Consider the following 20,270-nt stretch of genomic DNA (forward strand, 5'->3'; position numbering starts at 1 on the left):
CCTCTATTTTGAAATTTTCAAGTCAGAAAAACAGACTGCTTTACCTCGATGAATATCATGGAGAGTTGTTTTTCCCAATACTTGTGGCAATGATTCAGGTGGCAACCCATAGCCTGGCCGGATCCGTCGGATGTGTTCCGGCTTTATGATGGTGCCCGCAGGGATGTCGGTAACAAAATACAAAGAACGACGAAATCTCAGGTTTGCCTGCTCAGCCTGGTTGTCACCACTTTCTCCTGATCCTAACGCTTGCCAGCAGAGTTTTGCCTGGCTGCAGAGCTCTTTAAGTTCACGTGGTTCAAGTGAGAACTCGGCATCCGGGCCGCCATCAGCGCGAGCCAAGGTCAGGTGTTTCTCGATGGCCACAGCGCCCAATGCTATTGCCAGCTGAGCGGCGGTATTTCCCAGCGTGTGATCAGAGAGACCAACGGGTACTGAAAATGTCTCTGCCAAGCGGGTAATCCGCTTGAGATTGATATCAGCAAGAGGGGTTGGGTAGCCACTGACACAATGAAGCAGCAGGATCTGTGAGCAACCATTTTCACGCAAAATGGTCATTGCCTTGGCAATTTCATCTTCAGTTGACATGCCAGAAGAGATAATGACCGGCTTTCCTTGCTGAGCTATGTAACTGAGCAGGGGAAGATCGGTAATTTCGAATGAGGCAATTTTGTATGCGGGAGTACCCAGCTCCTCCAAAAAATCAACAGCACTCTCGTCGAAGGGCGTGGAGAAAATAGTCAATCCGCGTGACTTTGCTCGTTCAAAGAGAGGCTGGTGCCATTCCCATGGGGTATGGGCTAGGGTGTAGAGATCGTAAAGGGTATGGCCATCCCATAAACCGCCCTGAATATGAAAATCCGGTAGATCACAGTCGATTGTCATGGTGTCAGCTGTATAGGTTTGCAGCTTGATGGCATCAGCTCCCGCATCGGCAGCCGCATCTACCAGCGCCAGTGCCCTCTCCAGCTGGCCATTATGGTTGCCGGATAGTTCAGCAATGATGTATGGCGGGCTATTTGGGCCTATCTCGCGGCCATTAATAGTGAACTGAGGCATGAAACGTCTCCTTGGGAGAAAAATGAAACCAGTTCTGTGAGCTACTGCACTGATATCCAATTGACCGGAAGAGTGCCAGAGAGCCCTGGTTTTCAGGGCTGATATAGGCGTGAAAGGTGAACCAAGGGAAAAGTTGGTGCAACAGATTAAGAGCCCGTTTGCCATGCCCTCGTTGGTGTTGCTCGGGGTCAACGTAGATAGAAACTTCGTTATACCTGTCTGGCTCACAGGCTTCATCCAGCCTCACGACGGCGCAAGGACCTGTGGCTGACATAACCTTGAACAGCCAGCGCTGAGGGTTCTGCAAAGCTCCGTGTAACCAGATTTGATGTTCACTGAGGGGAGGACAATCGGTATTTCGGCTATAGCGGCGAGTTACCGCATCCTGTTGCCATTGCCATATCCACTCTGCGTCTTCTTCTGTGATTGGCTGCAGCCAGTATGAGTGCTGCTGCGATGTGAGCTTCTGCAACAAACGCTGTGCTCCCGTGCCATCACAGAGTGCGGCGCTATGTTTGCCGAGTTGCTGCAAGGTCTCTTGATTGGGCCAGTGAAGTAACAGCTGTTGTAGCAGTTGCTTATTATCAAGCATCCTCAGATCGCCAAGCCATATCACGGCATTTGCCTGTGCTAGCCGTCTGGCATTTTCCAGTTGGTTGTCGGCAAGAGTGAATAGCAGGGTAGGCAGAGCCAAGGTAGCGCGCTCCCAGCAACTGGTTCCTCCAGCACCGATGGCGAGATCGGCCTGCAACATCAATTCGGCCATGTTGTTTGCATCGAGGTGCAATTTGACGTGATGGCGACTTTTTGCCATGACCTCTTTAAGTGTATCGATATGAGGGGCTTTGCTTGCCAATACCAGATCAATTTCCAATATAGGGATGGGCAGTTGATCTATCTGGGGCAGAATGCGGGATAGATGATTGTCACTGTCCATTGCTCCGAGGGAGAGCAGCAGTCGTCTGATCCTTTTATTTGACGCTCTTCTGGCAAGCGCGACAGGCCGTAGCCTGGCAAACTCTGGTCGCAGTGGCGCATAACCTGGGCCTAGCAGAGGCACTTCTTCAAACAGGCTTTCGCTATAGTCGGCAGGTTGCCGGTATGGGGTCATATCAAGCAACCGGGTTGCTTCATGAGGTCTGTCAGCCAGATCGTCGATAACCAGTTGTTGGGGGAAGAGGGCCGCCAGCGGCTGCTCCCAACGGCGATCCAGCTGATAGTGATCCACAATCAGCCAATCACTGCCTCCCCACCCCATGGTGGCGCGATAGAGCGAGCGCCAGTCAGGTTGTGCGGGAAGCAGCGTCAGACCATGTTGGCGAGCAATGACTTGAGTGCCATCAAAGCCAGGCAAATCGGCACAAAAGAAGTGGCACTCGTCACCTCGGCTGGCTGCAAGATCAGCGATGCTAAGGCACCGCATGAGATGGCCTGCGCCTATTGTCGTACTGGCATCACATCGGAACAGCAACCGCATCAGCGTACTCGGAATACGGGTTGAATGGACTCGCCATCAAGCGCACTGGCCAGTGTCAGATCTCTATCGTGGCGAATGAGCACTGGCAGTATGTCGCGATAGGCGGCCAGCAAAGCGGCCACATCCTGTTCGCTGTGGGCCAGATTCATATTGTGACTGCCAAGGGTGAGGAGCCCTCGCTTGCACAACTCCTGGATCAGATAGCTCTTGAGAAGCCAGGTAGAATGGTTTACTGAATCCGCAACCAGCAGAAAGCTCCAGCTCGGGTGTCCGGCGGTTTGCAGCCAAGCTGGGGCATCGATCTCTTTTAGCAAGCTATCGAGCCCATCCAGTACCTGTTGTCCCCGCTCTGCGAGCCTCTTTGGTACATCCAGTTGCCGCATCTTTTTGATGACGGCGTTGGCCGCAGCGAGGGCAATTACATCCCCGCCGAAGGTGCCGGAGAAGAAGATATCTTCCATCCGTTTCATATATTGGCGGCGGCCAACAACGGCGGAAATCGGGAAACCATTGGCCATGCCTTTGCCGAACGCAGCAAGATCCGGCGTCACACCAAAGAGGCTCTGTGCCCCGCCCAAGTGGTAGCGAAAACCGGTAATGGTCTCATCAAAGATGAGTAGTGCGCCATGGGCATCGCAGAGTTGGCGCAGACCAGGCAGAAAATCCGGGGTTGGCCAGGTTACATTCATCGGTTCCAGAATGACGGCTGCAAACTCGCCCGGGTGAGCTTCCAGCAGGCACTGCAGCGAGGCAAGATCGTTGTAGTCAAATCTGTGGGTCAGCTCTCTCACGCACTCGGGGACCCCCAAATGGCGGGTGGTTGAGCCGATGTACCAGTCTTGCCAGCCATGATAGCCACAGACTGCTACCCGCTCGCGGCCTGTGACTGCTCTGGAGAGCCTGATACAGGCTGAGGTGGCATCAGTCCCGTTTTTGCCAAAGCGAACCATTTCGGCGCAGGGGATGAGCTCAATGAGCTGTTCAGCGACTTCAGTTTCCAGCCGGTGGGGAAGGGAGAAGATCGAGCCAAGACTGAGTTGCTCTATTACCGCTTCATTCACATCCGGATCGCAATATCCAAGACTGATGGCCAGTAGGCCGCTGGCAAAATCAAGATACTCGTTGCCATCTACATCCCAAACATGCGCCCCATTGCCGCGCTCGATAAAGAGTGGGGCGGCGCCATAGGGGAAACAGAGGCGACTTTTGGAGAAGGTTTGGGAGCCGAGTGGAATGCTCTGTTCCGCACGTGCCGAGAGAGCGAGTGAATGTTGATAACGTGAGGTCATATATGATTCTCCTTGGCCAGCGAATTAGCCAATCCTTCGTTGCGCTTGTGCCGGGTATTAAGTGTTGTCAGCTCCGGCTGCTGCGCCAGCAGGGCGAGGATATCGTCGGTCGTAAAGGTTGGGTTGGCAGGATAGAGAGCCTGATAAATTCGCTCTACCAGTTCAAAGTCGGCAGGCTCATCGACAGTCCAGCGCAGGTGGGCCAGCGAAGGCGAGCGCTGCAGTTCGCCGATAGAAAACTGTTCGGAATGACAGCGAACGTAATAGGTGACATGTTCCCGCTCGGTCTGCGTGGCGGCCTTTTCCTGCAAGGTTGCCAGAGTCGCTCCACTCATGATCTCGGCATCCAGCCCATCCGGATAACTGGGATTGCCGCAGTTGCTGCTGTAGTCGAACTTGCCCGAGAGATGAAGGGCTATCAGCTCGTCTATTACCATAGGGTCAGCCAGTGGGCAGTCACCGGTGAGACGTACAACATGGGTCGGACTGTAGGGTTGGGCCGCCAGATAGAAACGCAGCAACACATCGTCAAGAGGACCGCAGAAACAGGGGATATTCAACCTCTCGCACAGCTCGGCAATGGCGCGATCTTCCGACTGATCGCTGGTGGCAACCAACAGTTTATCCAGCAGCTTGCTCTGTTGCAGCCGTTCAATCTGCCTTGCCAGCATGGGTTCGCCCAGCAGTTCCTTTAGTACCTTGTTGGGCAGGCGGGAAGAACTGGTTCTGGCCTGCAGAATACCCAAGATCATCGTGTTCTCCAGAGTCCGGGGTTGATAAGTTCCTGTTCCATAGACGCCAGGTGTGCGATATCGGCCTCGTAGCACTCGTGCTGTACTTGACTGGCCGCAACGATGGCGGCCAGCTCTTGGGCATGACAAACACCGACAACAAAGCGGCTCACCTGTGGTAGGGCTGTCATGATGGAGAGGGCTCTGCCAAGCGGGGCCATCGAGGGATGCCAGTGGTCAAACCGTTCAAGTGCGGTAGCGAAACGCTGAAAATAGTCAGGTCGCTGCGCTGGTTGCATCAATAACAGGCCCTGTAAAAAGAGCGAGCGAACATGGATTTCACACCCCATATCTACCAGTTTGTCGAGCCATCCAGTGCGTAAAAAGCGTTGATCGAGCAAATTGGCAGGTAATTGCACCAGTTCCAGAGGATAGCCAGCTGCGCTCCAGGTATCGAGCTCCTCCGGGGAGTAGACGGAGATCCCGAGTTTTCCGATCGCGCCCTGTTGCTGCAAATCGGTGAGTAACTCGAACAAGGCAGGTGAGGCATCTTGGCTACGGTGCAGCAGCAAACCATCGAGTCGTTTTCGCCCCAGCCAATGCAAGCTGTTGTTTAGCGCTGCCTTAACATCGGACAGCGGTAGCCCTGGTGCCAGCTTGTCGATGAGATTGAAGTCGGTGATATCTCTTTGCCCCAGCCTCTGCTCGGCATTGCCATAGGCTTGCGCCGTATCCAGGGTATCGATACCTGCTTGACGAGCTAACGCAATGATCGCGTCGAGTTCCTCATCGCTGACTTGTCCGTCGTGATTGCTGATCCCGTAATCCAGACCGAATTGCACTGTGCCCAGAGCTAGCCGCATAGTGCCTGCTCCAGCGCATCTACGACCTGTTGCTGCTCTGAGAGAGTCAGAGCCGGGAACAGTGGAAGAGATATTGCTCCCTGATAGTAGGCTTGTGCGCCCGGATAGGCTGCTGGGTCATGTCCCAGCCCACGGTAGTAGGGCTGGGCTGGGATAGGAATATAGTGAACGTTGACGCCAATGCCGGCAGCACGCAGGCGGGCAAACACCTGATCGCGTTCAGCCACCTGAATGACATAGAGGTGATAACCGCTCTGGCGATTATTACTCTGCTGCAACGGCTGGACTGGCAAGGGGGATAACAGCGCGTCATATCGCCTGGTAAGTTCACGACGCTGGGTAATGAACTGATCAAGACGGCTCAACTGACTAAGCCCTAGTGCCGCCTGAATGTCGGTCAAGCGATAGTTGAAGCCCAGAAGTTGTTGCTCGTAATACCACTCTCCGGGAGAGGGCATGAGCAGCGCTTGCGGATCTCGAGTGATTCCATGGCTGCGATAGAGTCGCAATTTGTCGGCCAACACCTGATCCCTGGTGGTGACAGCACCTCCTTCTGCGGTCGTAATCGGTTTGACCGGATGAAAGCTGAAGACCGTCATATCGCTGTGACGGCAACTACCGATAGGTGACCCCTGATAGTGGGCACCCAGTGCATGGCAGGCATCCTCGATCAGAATGATTCCGTACTGGCGACAGAGCGCACCGATCTCTTCGAGATCGCAGGGCTGTCCGGCCAGATGTACAGCAATCAGCGCTTTTGGAAGGGAGTGGGTGCGCACAGCTTGCTGCAGTTTCTTATCTAGTGCCACTACATCGAGGTTACCGGTAGCAGGGTCAACGTCGACAAAATCAACGTTGGCATTGCAGTATCGAACGCAGTTCGCCGAGGCAACAAAACTGACCGCAGAAACCCAAACTGTATCTTGGGCGCCAATATCCAGTACTGCGCAGGCCAGATGAAGCGCAGTGGTGCCGTTACTGCAAGCAACCACATGCGGCACTTGGCAGTAATCGGCCAGTCCTTGTTCGAAAGCGGGAACGGCTTGGCCTTGGGTCAGATAATCAGATTTCAGTACGGCAACGACGGCTTCTATATCGGCATCGCTGATCGATTGGCGTCCATAAGGGATCATTCGGACAACACCTGCTGGTTCATGCTCTGTAGTTCAGCTATCGACAGAAAATGCTGATTATTTAGAGAATTGTATTCAAAACCTGGAGTAACCAGCGTGGCTGTTTCGCCCAGAGCATTAATGCTGAAATCATTGTTGCGGCTATTGAAGCTGATGCTGGGTGCAATCACGTAGTAATCGTTGAACTCATAAGTGTGGAAAGAGTCGTCAGCCGGACACATCACCTCGTGCAGCTTCTCCCCCGCACGGATGCCGATGATCTCCTGCTTAAGGGTCGGAGCCATGGCTGCCGCCAGATCGGTGATCTTGACCGACGGGATTTTCGGCACGAACAGTTCGCCACCGCGCATACGCTGGAAGTTGCTTAGAACAAAATCTACGCCTTGCTGCAAGGTCAGCCAGAAGCGGGTCATCTCGGGGTGGGTGATAGGCAGCGTACTGGCGCCGCTCTTGATCAGATTGTCGAAGAAGGGAACTACTGAGCCCCTTGAGCCGACCACGTTGCCATAACGTACCACCGAGAAGATGGTCGGGTTCTTGCCCGCCATATTGTTGGCAGCGACAAAGAGCTTGTCAGAACAGAGCTTGGTTGCCCCGTAAAGGTTGATCGGGTTGGCAGCCTTGTCGGTCGAGAGTGCAATGACCTTCTGCACGCCATTGTTGAGCGCGGCCTTGATGACGTTTTCGGCTCCTCCAACGTTGGTCTTGATGCACTCCATCGGGTTGTATTCGGCAGCTGGCACTTGCTTGAGCGCAGCGGCATGCACCACAAAGTCGACATCGCGCATCGCCATATCGAGGCGCTCGGCATCGCGAACATCGCCGATAAAATAGCGCATGCAGGGATGGTTGAAACACTGCTGCATTTCAAACTGCTTGAGCTCATCACGGGAGTAGACGATCAGTCGTGCGGGTTGGTAGCGGGATAGCACGGTTGCGATGAATTTCTTGCCAAATGACCCCGTGCCACCGGTAACCAGGATTGTTTTTCCATTAAACATGACGGTGTCCCATGATGAAAATTGGTATCTATAGAATTCTAAAGCACTTTTTATGCCATTTGCAGACGTATATTGGCAGGCGTGATCTGAATGGCTGTTTTTTGGCTACTTGCTGTTGGGTTGGGTAATAGCTTGGCAAACCTGTTCCACTGCATTGAGGGCTCTCGGGGTGAAACGGTGCAGCTCATCCGAGTTGATTAAATCGAGTCGCTGATGCTGCACCGCGTCGAGATTAGGCCACTTCTGCCAGTGACGCAGAGCGTCAGGATCTTGACTCCCCGCGAGGATCAGCGATGGGTTGGCTCTGATCACCTGTTCCATGTCCACTTGAGGGTAAGGGGTCTTGGCATTCGCCATGATGTTGATCCCGCCGCAAAGTTCGATGGCCTGAGCTGGCCAGGCATTGCCACTGACGCTGGTGAGCGGCGGGTACCAGAGTTGGTAGAACACCTTGACGCCGGTTGGTTGGCCATAGCGCTGTTGCAGGGAATGCAGACGCGCCAGATAGCGATCGGCGGCTTCGTTGGCACTTTTCTCAACACCCAGCAATTTGCCCAGCGCCCGCATCTCGGTGGCCAGCGAGGCAAAATCGGTAGGCTCAGAGTAGAAAACCGGGATACCCAGCTGCTCCAGCGGGGCCAGCATGCGAGACTGGGCCGAGCGCCAGCCGAGGATCAAGTCCGGCTTTTGTGCCAGCAGGGCCTCGACATTGATGCTGCGATAATTGGCCACCTTGGGCTTGTTTTTCACCTCGGCGGGATAGTCGGAGGCATCGTCGATGGCCACCAGCTTGTCACCGGCACCGATGTCATAAAGCAGCTCGGTAAGATGGGGTACTATGCTCACCACCCGGCTCGGAGTCGCGGCAAACAGAACACCGGGCAACCAGGCCAGCAGCGCGCAGGGCAGCCAAGTCGGCAATCGCAACCATCTAACCATGAAATAACCCCGCCACAGTGACAAGCAGCGCCAGCATCAACCAGCCCCAGCCAATTGCTTGCAGAATATTGAGGACCTTGCGTGGTGACTCTCCACCGGGGTCACCACTGTTGCCAAGTACTGGCCAGCGTTGCAAGGTTCCCTGATAGTAGCGAGGGCCGCCAAGGCGGATCCGGCACTTGTCAGCAAGTAGCATCAGCAGCATCCCGATGGCGGGATTGGGCCAGATCGCACCACTTCGCAGCAGTTGAGTGGCCTGCTTGAGCCGTGGCAACAGGAGTGGCAGCCCCAGCAGCAGGATGGTGGGGGCATTGAGCCCCTGATAGAGCGCGCTGGCGGCGCGACCAAAGTGGTCGAAGGCGGGATCTTTGCGACTCCAGCTCTGATTCATCAGCTGCACCAGCCGCCAGAGCAGGGCGCCCTGTACGCCAGCCAAAGCAAATCCCAGCAGCGGGCCAGCCCATTGGCCGACCAGACGCAGGGCGCAGCTCTCCGTCACCGCTTTGGCGAGTCCCATGGCCGAGAGTTTGCCTGTCTCCCGTTTGAGCCAGGGGGCAGACTGCAATCTCGCCAGCGGCAGAGTTTCCTGGGTGGCGAGCGAGCGGGTGGCATGGGCGAGTTCGCGCAGCGGACGGGATTCGAGCATCAGCAGCAGGAACAGCAGGTCGAAGATCGGCTCGCTCAGGGCCAGATTGCGCAGCGACCAGAGCCCGGCAGCGCAGGGGAGCCAGACTACCAGCATTGCCAACAGGCCGGCCTGCATTTGCTGGCCGGGTGAACCATCGGGTCTGTGTACCTTGTGCCCCAGCCTGGTCAGCAGGGGCGTGACGGCCGAAAGACGCAGATGGGATGGCCACGGGATCACCGCCTCCAGCAGGGCAGCCCCCACCAGAATGGCCGCCATCGTCGAGAGGATGGCGTCGGCCATCAAATCAAGCGAGCCGGTCTCGATCACAGCTTGCCGAGCATCTTGATGATCACTTCGGCGGAGTGCTTGCCGGCCACTTCGATGAAGGCATCGAAGGATTCAACCTGTTCCTTGCCAGCGATATCGGACATGGCGCGTACCACCAGATAGGGCACTTTGAACATGTGGCACACCTGACCGATGGCGGCACCCTCCATCTCGACCGCCAGCATCTGCGGGAAATCGGCGCGAGCCTTGGCGATGGCGTCCGGTTTGCACATGAACTGATCGCCGGTGCAGATAAGGCCGACCTTGGTCTGGTGCTTGCCCTGCTCGGCGATGCAATCCTGAGCGACCGCGATGAGTTTCTCGTCGCAGGGGAAGGCGGCGGGTTGCTGCGCCATCTGGCCCATCTCGTAACCAAAGGCGGTCACGTCCACATCGTGGAAACGCATCTCGCTGGCAATCACCACATCACCGATGTGCAGATCCTGGGCAAAGCCGCCCGCAGAGCCGGTATTGATGACGCAGTCGGGGGCGAATTTTTCCAGCAGCAGGCTGGTGGCCACGCTGGCGGCGACCTTACCGATACCGGAGCGGGTCAGGATCACCTCTTTGCCTGCCAGCATCCCTTGATAGAACTCGCAGCCGCCCAGTTGCAGGGTGGTGGGGTTGCTCATCTGGCTGCGCAGCAGGGCCACTTCTTGCTCCATGGCGCCGATAATACCTACTTTCATTGCTGACCTCGTCTTGATAGCCGTGTGGCTGAATTTAAGTTGCTGTAGATCATAACAAAAGATGGCGTCGGCGCCGAGAGGCACAAGCGAAAGGAGAGATGAAACGCGGCGCTCCATATGGGAGCGCCGCAGGTGACAAAAAGCATTGATGAGATAGGAGGGGGGCCTTTAGCCGAGCGCGGTGTCGAGGGTCATCATCAGGGCAAAGCCTGCCATCAGGCCGAGGGTGGCATAGGTCTGGTGACCGTTGCGGTGGGTCTCCGGGATCACCTCGTGCGAGACCACAAACAGCATGGCGCCGGCGGCGAGCCCAAGTCCGATGGGGTAGGCGATGGCAAGGCCGCTGGAGAGCCCGACCCCGAGCAGGGCGCCAACCGGTTCGAGCAGGCCGCTGGCGATGGCAACCAGCACCGCCACCGAGGGGCGAAAACCGGCAGCGCACATGGCCAGCGCCACCGCCAATCCCTCCGGAATATCCTGCAGTGCGATGGCAGTGGTAAGCGGCAGCCCCACCGACATATCCCCCTGCGAGAAGCTCACCCCGATGGCCATCCCCTCCGGCAGGTTGTGCAGGGCGATGGCAAAGACGAACAGCCAGACCCGGGAGCAGCTCTCATGGCCGGGGCCGCAGGGGCCGGTTTTGTCATGCTCGTGCGGGGTGAACTGATCCAGTCCCAGCATCAACAGTACCCCGAGGGTCATGCCGACCACCACCACGGCGGCGGCGCTAAAGCCGTTGCCGGTGATCCCCTCGGCGGCCTCCAGCCCAGGCAGCAGCAGGGAGAAGGCACTGGCCGCCAGCATCATGCCGGCGGCAAAGCCCAGCATGGTGTCCTCTACCTTTTGCGGCACCGAGCGCAGAAACAGGGCGGGCAGGGCGCCGATGGCGGTGGCGGCAAACCCGGCGGCACCACCGACAAGGCCGTAGCGCACGCCGCTGGTCACCTCGCCGGTAGCGAGCATGATGAGACTCTGCAACAGCAGCAACAAGACGGCAGCCAGCGCGATAAATAGGCCGAGAGCAGTGAGCGGGCGACTTTGCATCTGGCTGCGCAGTTGCTGTGACCAGGATAACGGAGGAAGAGCTGAGAGATGGTCCATGGCATGGCCTCGAGTGTGCAAAGTGGATGGTGGCATTACATCCACTTGGCCGCCCCTTGTCTATGTCTGCAAGGCGATTGCCGCTATCGAAAAATGGCGTCAGGTGAATATGAAGTTTTTTGTGATCCGGCTCCGATTGTTGGTTTTGTTAAGTTGCTTTTAATTTTTAAAGAAAAGTGAGGGCGTGGTCGCTTTGTGCTAGAGTGCGCGCCTTTGCGGAACTCTACCTTCCCGGTGTTCTGCATTTTTTCCCGTCAGGAAGGTCCGGGGATTTGCTCATAGGGACGTGATCGCCACACTCCATTCGCCTGTCAGCAGTAGAGGATCACCCGCCACTATGTTTTACAAGAATCTCTCCATCGGCAAAAAGATTGCCGTGGTTTTTGCGGTCATTGCCGCAGTCAACGTTCTCTTCGGTGTTTTTCTCTCCAGCGAATTGCGCGGTGTGCGTGATCGGGTGCTGAACTTTACCGACTCTACGCTGCCGAGTGTCCTGTCGGTTGAAACCCTGCTCTATGACGTCTCCTATGTCCGTCGTGCCCAGTTCGCCTTGCTGATGGTGAACGATGCCGCTGATCTGCAGGCTCGCCGCAGCCGGATCCAGCAGAATATCCAGAAAGTAGACAACGCATTTCACGCCTATGAGGCGACCGTCGGTGCTGATCATGAGCGTCAGGTGTTTAATCAGGCCAAACAACAGTGGCTCAGTTACCAAGGTGCAGTGAACGAGTTTGATCAACTGCTGGTACAAGGACAACAAGAGCAAGCCAAGGCACAGTTATTTGCCTCGAATGCGGCTTTTGGATCTTTGGAGCGGGCTGTTAATGCTCTGATCGATGTGAACCTCGGTTTTGTGAAGGAAAACCGCAGCAGCTTGCTTGGCAGCGTCAGCATGGTGACCACTTTCGCCATGGTGAGCATTGGTGCTCTGCTGGTGTTCATGGTGGTGATGACCTGGTTCCTGACCCGCCAGATCTGCCTGCCGCTGCAAGCGGTAGTGGCTCAGGCCAACGCCATTGCCGCCGGCGATCTGACTCATCAGCTGGAGCGTCAGCATATCGGCCGCGACGAGCTTGGCATGCTGGCCAAAGCTTCCCTCAAGATGCAGGACAACCTGCGTGGTCTGATTGAAGAGGTGGTGGCTGCGGTTACCCAGTTGGGGGCGGCGATTGACGAAGTGAGTGCGGTTTCCGAACAGTCTGCCAAGGGTATTCAGAGCCAGCAGCAAGAGATTTCGCTGGTGGCGACAGCCATGACCCAGATGAAGGCGACCGTTGCTGATGTGGCGGGCAATACAGAGCACACCTCTGAGTCTGCCAGTGCAGCTAATACCTTGGCCCGCAAAGGCAACCAGGATGTGCAGCGTTCGCTGGTGGCGATCACCCGTGTGGCTGAAGAGATTGAGCAGGCTGGCACGCTGGTGGCCGAACTGGAGCGTGAATCCGCCCAGATTAACGTAGTGGTCGATGTTATTCGCAGCATTGCCGATCAGACCAATCTGTTGGCTCTCAATGCCGCCATTGAGGCAGCCCGTGCCGGTGAACAGGGCCGTGGCTTTGCGGTGGTTGCCGATGAGGTGCGCACCCTGGCGGGCCGCACCCAGGCCTCGACCGGCGAGATTGTGGCCATCATCGAAACCCTGCAGGCGCGCGCCAATCAGGCCAAAGAGGTCACTGGCCAGAGCTGCGAAATGATCCGCCAGTGTGTGGATCAGAGCGAGCAGACCGGTATCGGCATCCAGCAGATTGAAGAGGCGGTCGCCCAAATTGCCGACATGGCGATCCAGATTGCCAGCGCCTGCGGCGAGCAGGATGCGGTCTCCGACGAGCTGGGCCGCAACGTCGAGCGGATCAACGAGTCCGCCAACGAGGTGGCTCTGGGCGCCGATCATACTGCCCGTGCCTGTCTGGAGCTGAGCCAGCTGGCGGTGGGTCTGAAGCAGACCATCGGTCGTTTCCGCCTCGCCTGATAAAGGGGCTGGCGTACGCCGGCCTCTTCATTCATAAAAGTCGGGGCGCTTTGCCTGCCCTCACGACACCCGGCCATGTGCCGGGTGTTTTTTTATCTGGCGATGGGTACGAGGCCAGATGGTTGGGGCTCTTCATAAGAGGATGAAGGTCTGGGCGAACAGGGCGGTCAGATAATTATCCCGGCCTGTGCGCGGTGATATTCAAGAAGGTTGGTTAAGGCGTATTTGCTAATGAGAGAAGGGCGACGAACTGTTTTGGGGATGGGGAACGGGGCGAGCAGTTGGGGCGTATGCTACGGGGAAGAAGAGCATAAGCAGTTGGTTGGAATGCTCTGACAGGGTATATCGCAGCAATAAAAAAACCGGCTTGCGCCGGTTTTTTTATCTGTCTGCTCGAAGGCTGGCTTATTTGGCCAGAGACTCCGGCAGCTCTTCGCGGATCTTGCCCAGCATCTCTTTCAGGACGCGCGGGTTGGCAACCACGATGTTGCCGGAGTTTTCGTAGTTGTGGCCACCAACGAAGTCGGTGACGATGGCGCCGGCTTCTTTTGCCAGCAGCTCACCGGCAGCGGTGTCCCAGGGCTTGAGGCCGATTTCCCAGAAACCGTCGACACGACCGGCAGCCACATAGGCCAGATCCAGTGCGGCAGAGCCGGAGCGACGGATGTCGGCACATTCGATGAACATGCTCTGGAACATCTTCAGGTAAGGCTCGATGTGATGCTTCTGCTTGAACGGGAAGCCGGTCGCCAGCACGGTGCCAGCCAGCTCTTTGGCCTTGCCGACACGAATGCGGTAGCCGTTCAGCTGGGCGCCGCTACCACGGGTAGCAGTAAACAGCTCGTCACGGATCGGATCGTAAACAACGGCTTGTTCAGTCTTGCCCTTGACGCGCAGGGCGATGGAGACGGCAAAGTGCGGAATGCCTTTGACCAGGTTGGTCGTGCCATCCAGTGGGTCAATGATCCATTGGTAGTCCGGATTGGTACCGGCAATCTCACCAGACTCTTCAGCCACAATGCTGTGCTCCGGGTAAGATTTTTTGATGGTGTGAATGATGGCCGCTTCGGCTTCACGGTCAACGTTGGTCACGAAGTCATTGCTGCCTTTTTGGATAGCCTCAATGTTCTCGGGCTGGGAGAAGGCTTTTACTACAACTTGACCGGCGTTGCGCGCAGCGCGCACGGCGATATTCAGCATCGGATGCATAGGTTCACCACTGGATGTTAAAGAACGGGGGATAAAAGGACGCGGTATGATACCAGTATTTTGTGCGATGGCAACTGTTATCCCCCTACGACCAATTGATTACCACTGCCAGATTTGACGGCTCCAATATAGACCAGATCTGCGCTAGTCTTATCCCAGCAGCCGGATACAGGCTGTCATGAGCATAGGGATGTGAACCATGAATTTGTCATTAGTGAGTCAAAATGTGTCTACTGCCAGCGAGGGACTGCTGGCCATTTTACGATCGTCACCCGAGTACGGTGATCACTTTGCCCACATCACCGTGACCCCCCTGGCCCAGTGGCAACCGGCCAAGACGGAGATCCTGCTGATCGACGGTGATGCGCCCTGGCAGGATGCCGGATTTGCCCGGGGAGAGGATGAGACGATCGGTTTGCCGGTCTTGCCGCTGCTGATCCGCAAGGGGGACAAGGAGCTGACGGTCTGCGGGCCGGATGTGCGTGACCCCCGTTTCTATTTTGTCTCAAACGGCATCGTGCTGGATGAGTCGGAGCTGGCCGAGCCTGCCTGCAGCCGGGTGCTGTTGCGCAAGCTGGAGTCCTACTTCCCGCTGCTTTCCCGCCTGATCATGCTGCGCCAGCGCAAGCCGGTCGCCGTGATCAACTAATATCTACCATTGCCAGAGCGCACCAGCGGCGCACCGTGGCCTTATTTGGCCTATGGTGCGCCGCTTTTTAATGGTCTGGAGCCGGTCACTTGTTGCAAGATGAGGTGGCTATGGTGTTGCACCCTGTTAAAACTGTGCAATTTGGCTATGACCAACAAGGAGTGAATCATGATCGATTTTTACACCGCCGCGACCCCCAATGGTTTCAAAGTGGCGATCGCCCTCGAAGAGCTGGGTTTGCCCTATCGGGTCATTCCTCTCGATCTCTCGGCGCTGGATCAGAAGAAGCCCGAGTTTCTTGCCATCAATCCCAATGGCCGCATTCCGGCCATCGTCGATCGGGATAACGACGATTTCGCCGTATTCGAGTCGGGGGCCATCCTCATATATCTGGCGGAGAAAGCAGGCAAGTTGCTGCCCGCTGATCCCAAACGCCGCTCTCAGGCCATCCAGTGGCTGATGTTCCAGATGGGCGGGGTAGGACCCATGATGGGGCAGGCCAATGTCTTCTACCGCTATTTCCCCGAAAAGATCCCCGCCGCCATCGAACGTTACCAGAAGGAGGGGCGCCGTCTGTTCGAGGTGCTCGACAGCCATCTGGCCCACCACGAATATCTGGCGGACGAGTACAGCATCGCCGACATTGCCACCTGGCCCTGGGTGCGTATTTATGACTGGAGCGGTATCTCCATCGAGGGATTGCCCCATCTGCAAGCCTGGATGGATCGCATGGCAGAGAAGCCTGCCTGCCAGAAGGGGATCACCATACCGCCGCGTAAGGAGCAGCCCGATGAGCTGATCAAGCAGGCGCAACAGATGGTAACTCGTTGATTTTTAACTGCTGACGGGGCGAAGTGCCCCATAATATTAGAAAAACTAAGGCAAGCCGATTATAAAGATTCGTTCGTTTTTTGTGAGCTGAATCACTATGATGCCCCCATACCACCAAACGTCCTGTGCGGTGGCTTGGCGGGCTCCCCGCCTACTGTTTCCAACACTGTTTTTGATTGCATCACAACCTCTGTGATCAGATTCCTCTGGGCCATTTTGTGCCAGAGGGGCGGCAGCATTTTTTCGATTTTTTGGGACTGATATGGATCGGCACAGTTTTTATCCGTTGTTTTTATTGACCATTCTGATGGTCGCTGTGGGCCAGATGACCCAGACCCTTTATGTTCCCTCCATTCCCATGATGGCGGGGGACTTCAATGTGGCCTCGGGCCAGTTGCAGGCGGTGATGGCCTGTTACCTGATCCCCTATGGCCTTTCCCAGTTTGTCTACGGGCCGTTGTCGGATCGCATCGGCCGTCGCCCGGTGCTGATCGTCGGCATGATGGTGTTTCTGGTGGGCACCCTGATCATTCAGGTCATCCCCCATTTTGCCGCCCTGCTGGTGGGTAGCTTTATTCAGGGGCTGGGTACCGGTGCCGGTGGCGCCATGAGCCGTACCGTGATGCGCGATCGCTACAACGGCGCCGAGCTCAACCGCGCCAACAGTCTGGTGAGTATGGGGGTGATCTTCTCCCCGCTGCTGGCACCGGTGCTGGGGGGATGGCTGACCGAGCTGTTCAACTGGCGCGCCGGTTACTGGTTCCTGTTCGGTTTTGGTGCCGTAGCCACCCTGGCGATCATGGCCTGGTTTGGCGAGACCCTGCCTGCTGCTGCCCGTCAGCCACTGCGCGTCGGTGCTGCCTATCGTCATGTGCTGGGCAACCCCAAGTTTCAGGGCAACCTGCTCTGCCTAATGGCGACCTTTGCCGGTTTGGCAGTGTTCGAGGCTGCGGCCGGTGTGCTGCTGGGCGATGTGCTGAAACTGAGCGCCCGTACCGTGAGCGTGCTGTTCGTGCTGCCGCTGCCCGGCTATCTGTTCGGGGCCTGGCTCTCTGCCAAGCTGAGCTTCCGTTTGACTCAGGGCAAACTGATGCGTCTGGGAATCGCCTTTCTTGCGCTCGGCTCACTCATCATTCTGGTGCCGGGGCTGTTCGGGGTGGTGAGTGCCGCCTCGCTGGTTGGTGGTGCGGCTGTCTACTTCATCGGTAGCGGTATTCTCTACCCGACCGCAACTTCCTGTGCCATCGAGCCCTTCCCGGGTCAGGCCGGCACCGCGGGGGCCATTCTCGGCGGGATGCAGAATCTGGGGGCGGGTGTGGTGACCCTGCTGGCCGCCGGTTTCCCGATGACTGGACAGGTGACCCTGGGGGCCATCATGACCCTGATGGTGCTGATCGTGGCGCTGAGCTTTGTCTGGTTACGCCACCACGGTTCTCCTCACGAGCAGATGGCCATCTAAATTTGCTTGCCAGTTGCAAAACAAAGCCCGCCTTTTGGCGGGCTTTGTCGTTATGGCTGTGTCCGTTTCACACCTTGTCCCATTGGGTTCTCCATTTATTGGGGGGGAAAGGTGTAAACCATATTCAGGACGGGACAGTTCGTTGATCATCAGGCAAAGAAAAAGCCCGTCACGCTGGTGACGGGCTTTTGCTGTTGGTACCCCGAGATGCCGTTGCCGGTTTGGGCCCTTGAACCGTCGGTTCAAGGCGGGGATCGGATCTGACCGCAGGCTTCTCGGTCGTGCCGAGCATGCGCAATAGCCAGAAGGCAGATCCCCTGTTTGGTATGAATATCGGCTCGGGGACTTGAACCGGCTGACAAACATCCCAGGGAATTTTAAAACGGTTTGCGATTAGGGCTGTTGCCCCTCTTCGCTGGAATCACCATATTGTCCGTGCTCGATCAGGGCCGCTTCGATGGTGCGCTGCAGCATCTTGATCCGCTTGTCCATGGTCTCAGAGTATTGGTGGTTCTTCTCTTTTTCAAGGCAGAGCTCATGACAGAAATTGAGCGCAGCCATGATAGCCAATTGTTCGTTGCTGGAGACTTTGGAGCGTTGACGCAGGTCGATCAACTTGTCGGTCAGCTGCTCGGCGGCCTGGCGCAGGGCATCCTGCTGTCCCAAGGGACAGGATACCTTGTAGGGACGTCCCAAAATGACGATTTCTACGGCCTCTGTGCTCATGCCTTCCTCAATACGGCGGAGCTGATTTCCGCCTTTATCCACGTGGACAACTGGGCGGGACTATATAGCGCAGATGCATAAGTTTCAAGGCCTTGCTGGCTCTGCAAGAGGGAGAATGCTAGGATCCTGACCATTAATTCTGCAAATTTGACTGAACTTTGAGCGGATCCTCGATGAGCAAAACGAACCCCCTTAAATATGCGGCAGTGGCCGACATCATGGAACAACATGAACTGATGGCCAGCGCAGTAGAGGCCCATGGTGTGATCTGCGGTCTGGTGTGCGGCGGTGTGGCACTGGACGACAAGAGTTGGCTGCCCCATTTCAACGATCTGGTGAACGACGGTTTCGGCCTGCCGGCCCCGGTGCGCCAGGTGATGACCGATCTTTATCACAATGTGGTCGAGAGCCTGATGGCCCAGAAGGGCGTCGAGCTGTTGCTGCCAAGCGATGATGCTCCCCTCGACGAGCGCATCGATTCGCTGGTGGACTGGTCACAGGCGTTTCTGGCCGGTTTCGGTGTGGTGCAGCAGGAGCTCTCCCGCGCGTCGGAAGAGCTGCAGGAGATGATCCAGGATATCGCCAGCATCACTCAGGTCTCTGCCGAGTTCGATCAGGAAGATGACGAGAACGAAGCCTCCTTCCTGGTGCTCTACGAACACGTCAAACTGGGTGTCATGATGGCCTTCGAAGAGTTTGGCAAGCGCCCCGATACCCCGAGCGCGCCGCCGACCCTTCATTGAGGTGCGGGTCAACGAGACCCTTACTGAATCTGCAAGAGCGCCTGATGGCGCTCTTTTTTATTTCCTTGTGGTAGCTAACCCTGTGAGGCGCAACCGGTTTTTTGCCGGTGACCTCGCATTCGGCCAGCGGCTTTGTGATAGCATGAGGCCACCTTTTTCACTTCTTCCTCTCTGCTTATGTCTCAATCTGATGTGCGACAGGTCGATGTCACCCTGGTCGGCGGTGGAATGAGCGGTGCCGTGCTGGCCCTCTCGCTGGCAGCCCTGCTTCGATCCGATGGCTCCCCCCTCGAGATCCTGCTGCTGGAGGCAAGCGTCCCCGAACAGCACACCCATTCAGGGTTCGACGCCCGCGCCATTGCGCTTTCGGCCGGTACCTGTGATGCGCTGTTGCGACGCGGACTCTGGCCGCTGTTTGCCCCCCATTGCGCCCCCATTACCCAGATTCATGTCTCGGATCGGGGCCACTTCGGTCAGGCTCGCCTGTCGGCTGCCGAATACGGTCTGCCAGCGCTGGGCCAGGTGATCGAGCTTGCCGCTGCCGGTCATGAGCTGCAATGGGCGATGGCGGCCTCTCCCAATATCCGGGTCTGTTGTCCGGCCCGGGTGAGCGAGATTGCGCCCGATGAGGAGAAGGTGACCCTCACCCTCGAGAGCGGTGAACAGATTGAGACCCGCCTGCTGGTGGCGGCAGACGGCGGCAACTCCTTTGTGCGTCAGCACTTCAAGTTGCCGGTGACCCGCCACGACTTTGAGCAGCACGCCATCATCGCCACGGTCAAAACGGCGCAAGACCCTGAGGGACGCGCCTTCGAGCGTTTTACCGAAGGGGGGCCGCTGGCCCTGCTGCCGATGCAGGAGGGGCTCTCCTCGCTGGTATGGAGCGTCGGGCAGCATGAGGTGGATGAGCTGATGGCCCTCAATGAGGCGGCGTTTCTTGCCCGTCTGCAGCAGGCCTTTGGCTGGCGACTCGGCCGCTTCGAGCGATGCGGCGTGCGTCACGTCTATCCGCTCATCCTGACCGCCTGCGACTACCCGCTGGCCCAGCGCACCGTGCTGGTGGGTAATGCCGCCCACGCCCTGCACCCGATTGCCGGACAGGGCTTCAACCTCGGGATGCGGGATCTCGACCTGCTTACCGGCGCCGTAGCCAAGGCGTTGGCAGAGGGGGAGGATATCGGCAGCTTCCAGGTACTGAGTGGCTACTGGCAGCAGCGTCAGCGCGATCAGGAGCAGACCGTCTGGCTCACCTCTTCGCTGGCCCAGCTCTTCTCCAATGGTCACGATCCGCTGGTGGCGGGGCGCAATCTGGCGCTCACCCTGATGGGGCGATTCCCGTGCCTCAAGGCGCCGCTTGCCTCGCGCACCCTGGGCTTTGTCGCTGATGTGTGCGGCAACTAGCCAGCACTTGTTGAGTGGAACCTGTTGACCGGAAGATGGTGACCGC

19 protein-coding genes and 1 other RNA gene are annotated in these 20,270 nt (G+C 57.2%); 6 read left to right on the forward strand and 14 right to left on the reverse strand.

Annotated elements, in window-relative coordinates; all coding sequences use genetic code 11:
* Window positions 1–3: 3 nt before the first annotated feature.
* From pseI to ACTG19_RS21305, 11 genes are all read right to left on the reverse strand, one after another.
* A complete protein-coding gene (gene pseI, locus ACTG19_RS21255) occupies window positions 4–1,059 on the reverse strand; it encodes a pseudaminic acid synthase (protein WP_113739246.1) in 1,056 nt (351 codons plus the stop codon).
* A complete protein-coding gene (pseG, locus tag ACTG19_RS21260; RefSeq protein ID WP_113739247.1) occupies window positions 1,040–2,536 on the reverse strand; it encodes a UDP-2,4-diacetamido-2,4,6-trideoxy-beta-L-altropyranose hydrolase in 1,497 nt (498 codons plus the stop codon). The genes pseI and pseG overlap by 20 nt, the downstream gene beginning before the upstream one ends.
* Window positions 2,536–3,825 (reverse strand): aminotransferase class III-fold pyridoxal phosphate-dependent enzyme, encoded by a 1,290-nt coding sequence (locus ACTG19_RS21265; protein ID WP_113739248.1) that lies wholly within the window; start codon window positions 3,823–3,825, stop codon window positions 2,536–2,538. Before ACTG19_RS21265 ends, pseG begins: the two co-directional genes overlap by 1 nt.
* Window positions 3,822–4,577, reverse strand: coding sequence for a cytidylyltransferase domain-containing protein (locus tag ACTG19_RS21270; RefSeq protein WP_113739249.1), 756 nt, complete (start codon window positions 4,575–4,577; stop codon window positions 3,822–3,824). The genes ACTG19_RS21265 and ACTG19_RS21270 overlap by 4 nt, the downstream gene beginning before the upstream one ends.
* Window positions 4,574–5,419 (reverse strand): aldo/keto reductase, encoded by an 846-nt coding sequence (locus tag ACTG19_RS21275; protein ID WP_113739250.1) that lies wholly within the window; start codon window positions 5,417–5,419, stop codon window positions 4,574–4,576. Before ACTG19_RS21275 ends, ACTG19_RS21270 begins: the two co-directional genes overlap by 4 nt.
* Entirely contained in the window at window positions 5,410–6,552 is a 1,143-nt protein-coding gene (pseC, locus tag ACTG19_RS21280) for a UDP-4-amino-4,6-dideoxy-N-acetyl-beta-L-altrosamine transaminase (protein ID WP_113739251.1), read from the reverse strand. The genes ACTG19_RS21275 and pseC overlap by 10 nt, the downstream gene beginning before the upstream one ends.
* On the reverse strand, window positions 6,549–7,553 hold the full coding sequence (gene pseB / locus ACTG19_RS21285) for a UDP-N-acetylglucosamine 4,6-dehydratase (inverting) (protein WP_439989540.1): 1,005 nt from the start codon (window positions 7,551–7,553) through the stop codon (window positions 6,549–6,551). The genes pseC and pseB overlap by 4 nt, the downstream gene beginning before the upstream one ends.
* Window positions 7,554–7,658: 105 nt before the next feature.
* A complete protein-coding gene (locus ACTG19_RS21290; RefSeq protein ID WP_162628371.1) occupies window positions 7,659–8,492 on the reverse strand; it encodes a cobalamin-binding protein in 834 nt (277 codons plus the stop codon).
* Window positions 8,485–9,447: a cobalamin biosynthesis protein CobD/CbiB gene (locus tag ACTG19_RS21295; protein WP_201989190.1), complete on the reverse strand. Its 963-nt coding sequence runs from the start codon at window positions 9,445–9,447 to the stop codon at window positions 8,485–8,487. Before ACTG19_RS21295 ends, ACTG19_RS21290 begins: the two co-directional genes overlap by 8 nt.
* The gene (gene mtnN, locus ACTG19_RS21300) at window positions 9,444–10,136 is read right to left on the reverse strand and encodes a 5'-methylthioadenosine/S-adenosylhomocysteine nucleosidase (RefSeq protein WP_040067225.1); all 693 of its coding nucleotides are present in this window, start codon (window positions 10,134–10,136) and stop codon (window positions 9,444–9,446) included. Before mtnN ends, ACTG19_RS21295 begins: the two co-directional genes overlap by 4 nt.
* Before the next feature lie 168 nt (window positions 10,137–10,304).
* Window positions 10,305–11,237, reverse strand: coding sequence for a ZIP family metal transporter (locus ACTG19_RS21305; protein ID WP_047440409.1), 933 nt, complete (start codon window positions 11,235–11,237; stop codon window positions 10,305–10,307).
* Window positions 11,238–11,574: 337 nt separating this feature from the next.
* On the opposite strand from ACTG19_RS21305, the gene ACTG19_RS21310 reads away from it, so the two are divergent.
* Complete coding sequence (locus ACTG19_RS21310; RefSeq protein ID WP_439989541.1) at window positions 11,575–13,206, forward strand: methyl-accepting chemotaxis protein; 1,632 nt, start codon at window positions 11,575–11,577, stop codon at window positions 13,204–13,206.
* Window positions 13,207–13,611: 405 nt separating this feature from the next.
* Here the strand turns inward: ACTG19_RS21310 and suhB are convergent, their stop codons facing one another.
* The gene (gene suhB, locus ACTG19_RS21315; RefSeq protein WP_021230872.1) at window positions 13,612–14,415 is read right to left on the reverse strand and encodes an inositol-1-monophosphatase; all 804 of its coding nucleotides are present in this window, start codon (window positions 14,413–14,415) and stop codon (window positions 13,612–13,614) included.
* Window positions 14,416–14,614: 199 nt separating this feature from the next.
* Here suhB and ACTG19_RS21320 point away from each other — a divergent pair, with 199 nt between their 5' ends.
* From ACTG19_RS21320 to emrD, 3 genes are all read left to right on the forward strand, one after another.
* A complete protein-coding gene (locus ACTG19_RS21320) occupies window positions 14,615–15,064 on the forward strand; it encodes a hypothetical protein (protein ID WP_182963634.1) in 450 nt (149 codons plus the stop codon).
* A 168-nt stretch (window positions 15,065–15,232) separates the two neighbouring features.
* Window positions 15,233–15,895, forward strand: a complete 663-nt coding sequence (locus ACTG19_RS21325) for a glutathione S-transferase family protein (RefSeq protein ID WP_005333923.1) — start codon at window positions 15,233–15,235, stop codon at window positions 15,893–15,895.
* Window positions 15,896–16,157: 262 nt separating this feature from the next.
* On the forward strand, window positions 16,158–17,354 hold the full coding sequence (emrD, locus tag ACTG19_RS21330) for a multidrug efflux MFS transporter EmrD (RefSeq protein WP_005333920.1): 1,197 nt from the start codon (window positions 16,158–16,160) through the stop codon (window positions 17,352–17,354).
* A gap of 195 nt (window positions 17,355–17,549) precedes the next feature.
* On the opposite strand, the gene ssrS is transcribed toward emrD, so the two are convergent.
* Both ssrS and zapA read right to left on the reverse strand, forming a co-directional pair.
* A non-coding RNA gene (gene ssrS, locus ACTG19_RS21335) (6S RNA) lies at window positions 17,550–17,731 on the reverse strand.
* A 16-nt stretch (window positions 17,732–17,747) separates the two neighbouring features.
* Entirely contained in the window at window positions 17,748–18,080 is a 333-nt protein-coding gene (zapA, locus tag ACTG19_RS21340) for a cell division protein ZapA (RefSeq protein WP_005333910.1), read from the reverse strand.
* A gap of 173 nt (window positions 18,081–18,253) precedes the next feature.
* On the opposite strand from zapA, the gene ACTG19_RS21345 reads away from it, so the two are divergent.
* Entirely contained in the window at window positions 18,254–18,823 is a 570-nt protein-coding gene (locus ACTG19_RS21345) for a UPF0149 family protein (protein ID WP_005333908.1), read from the forward strand.
* Between the two features lie 177 nt (window positions 18,824–19,000).
* Window positions 19,001–20,224: a 2-octaprenyl-6-methoxyphenyl hydroxylase gene (ubiH, locus tag ACTG19_RS21350; RefSeq protein WP_113739260.1), complete on the forward strand. Its 1,224-nt coding sequence runs from the start codon at window positions 19,001–19,003 to the stop codon at window positions 20,222–20,224.
* Window positions 20,225–20,270 lie beyond the last annotated feature (46 nt).

This window comes from Aeromonas sp. 3P (genome assembly GCF_051919745.1).
Lineage (GTDB): Bacteria > Pseudomonadota > Gammaproteobacteria > Enterobacterales > Aeromonadaceae > Aeromonas > Aeromonas veronii.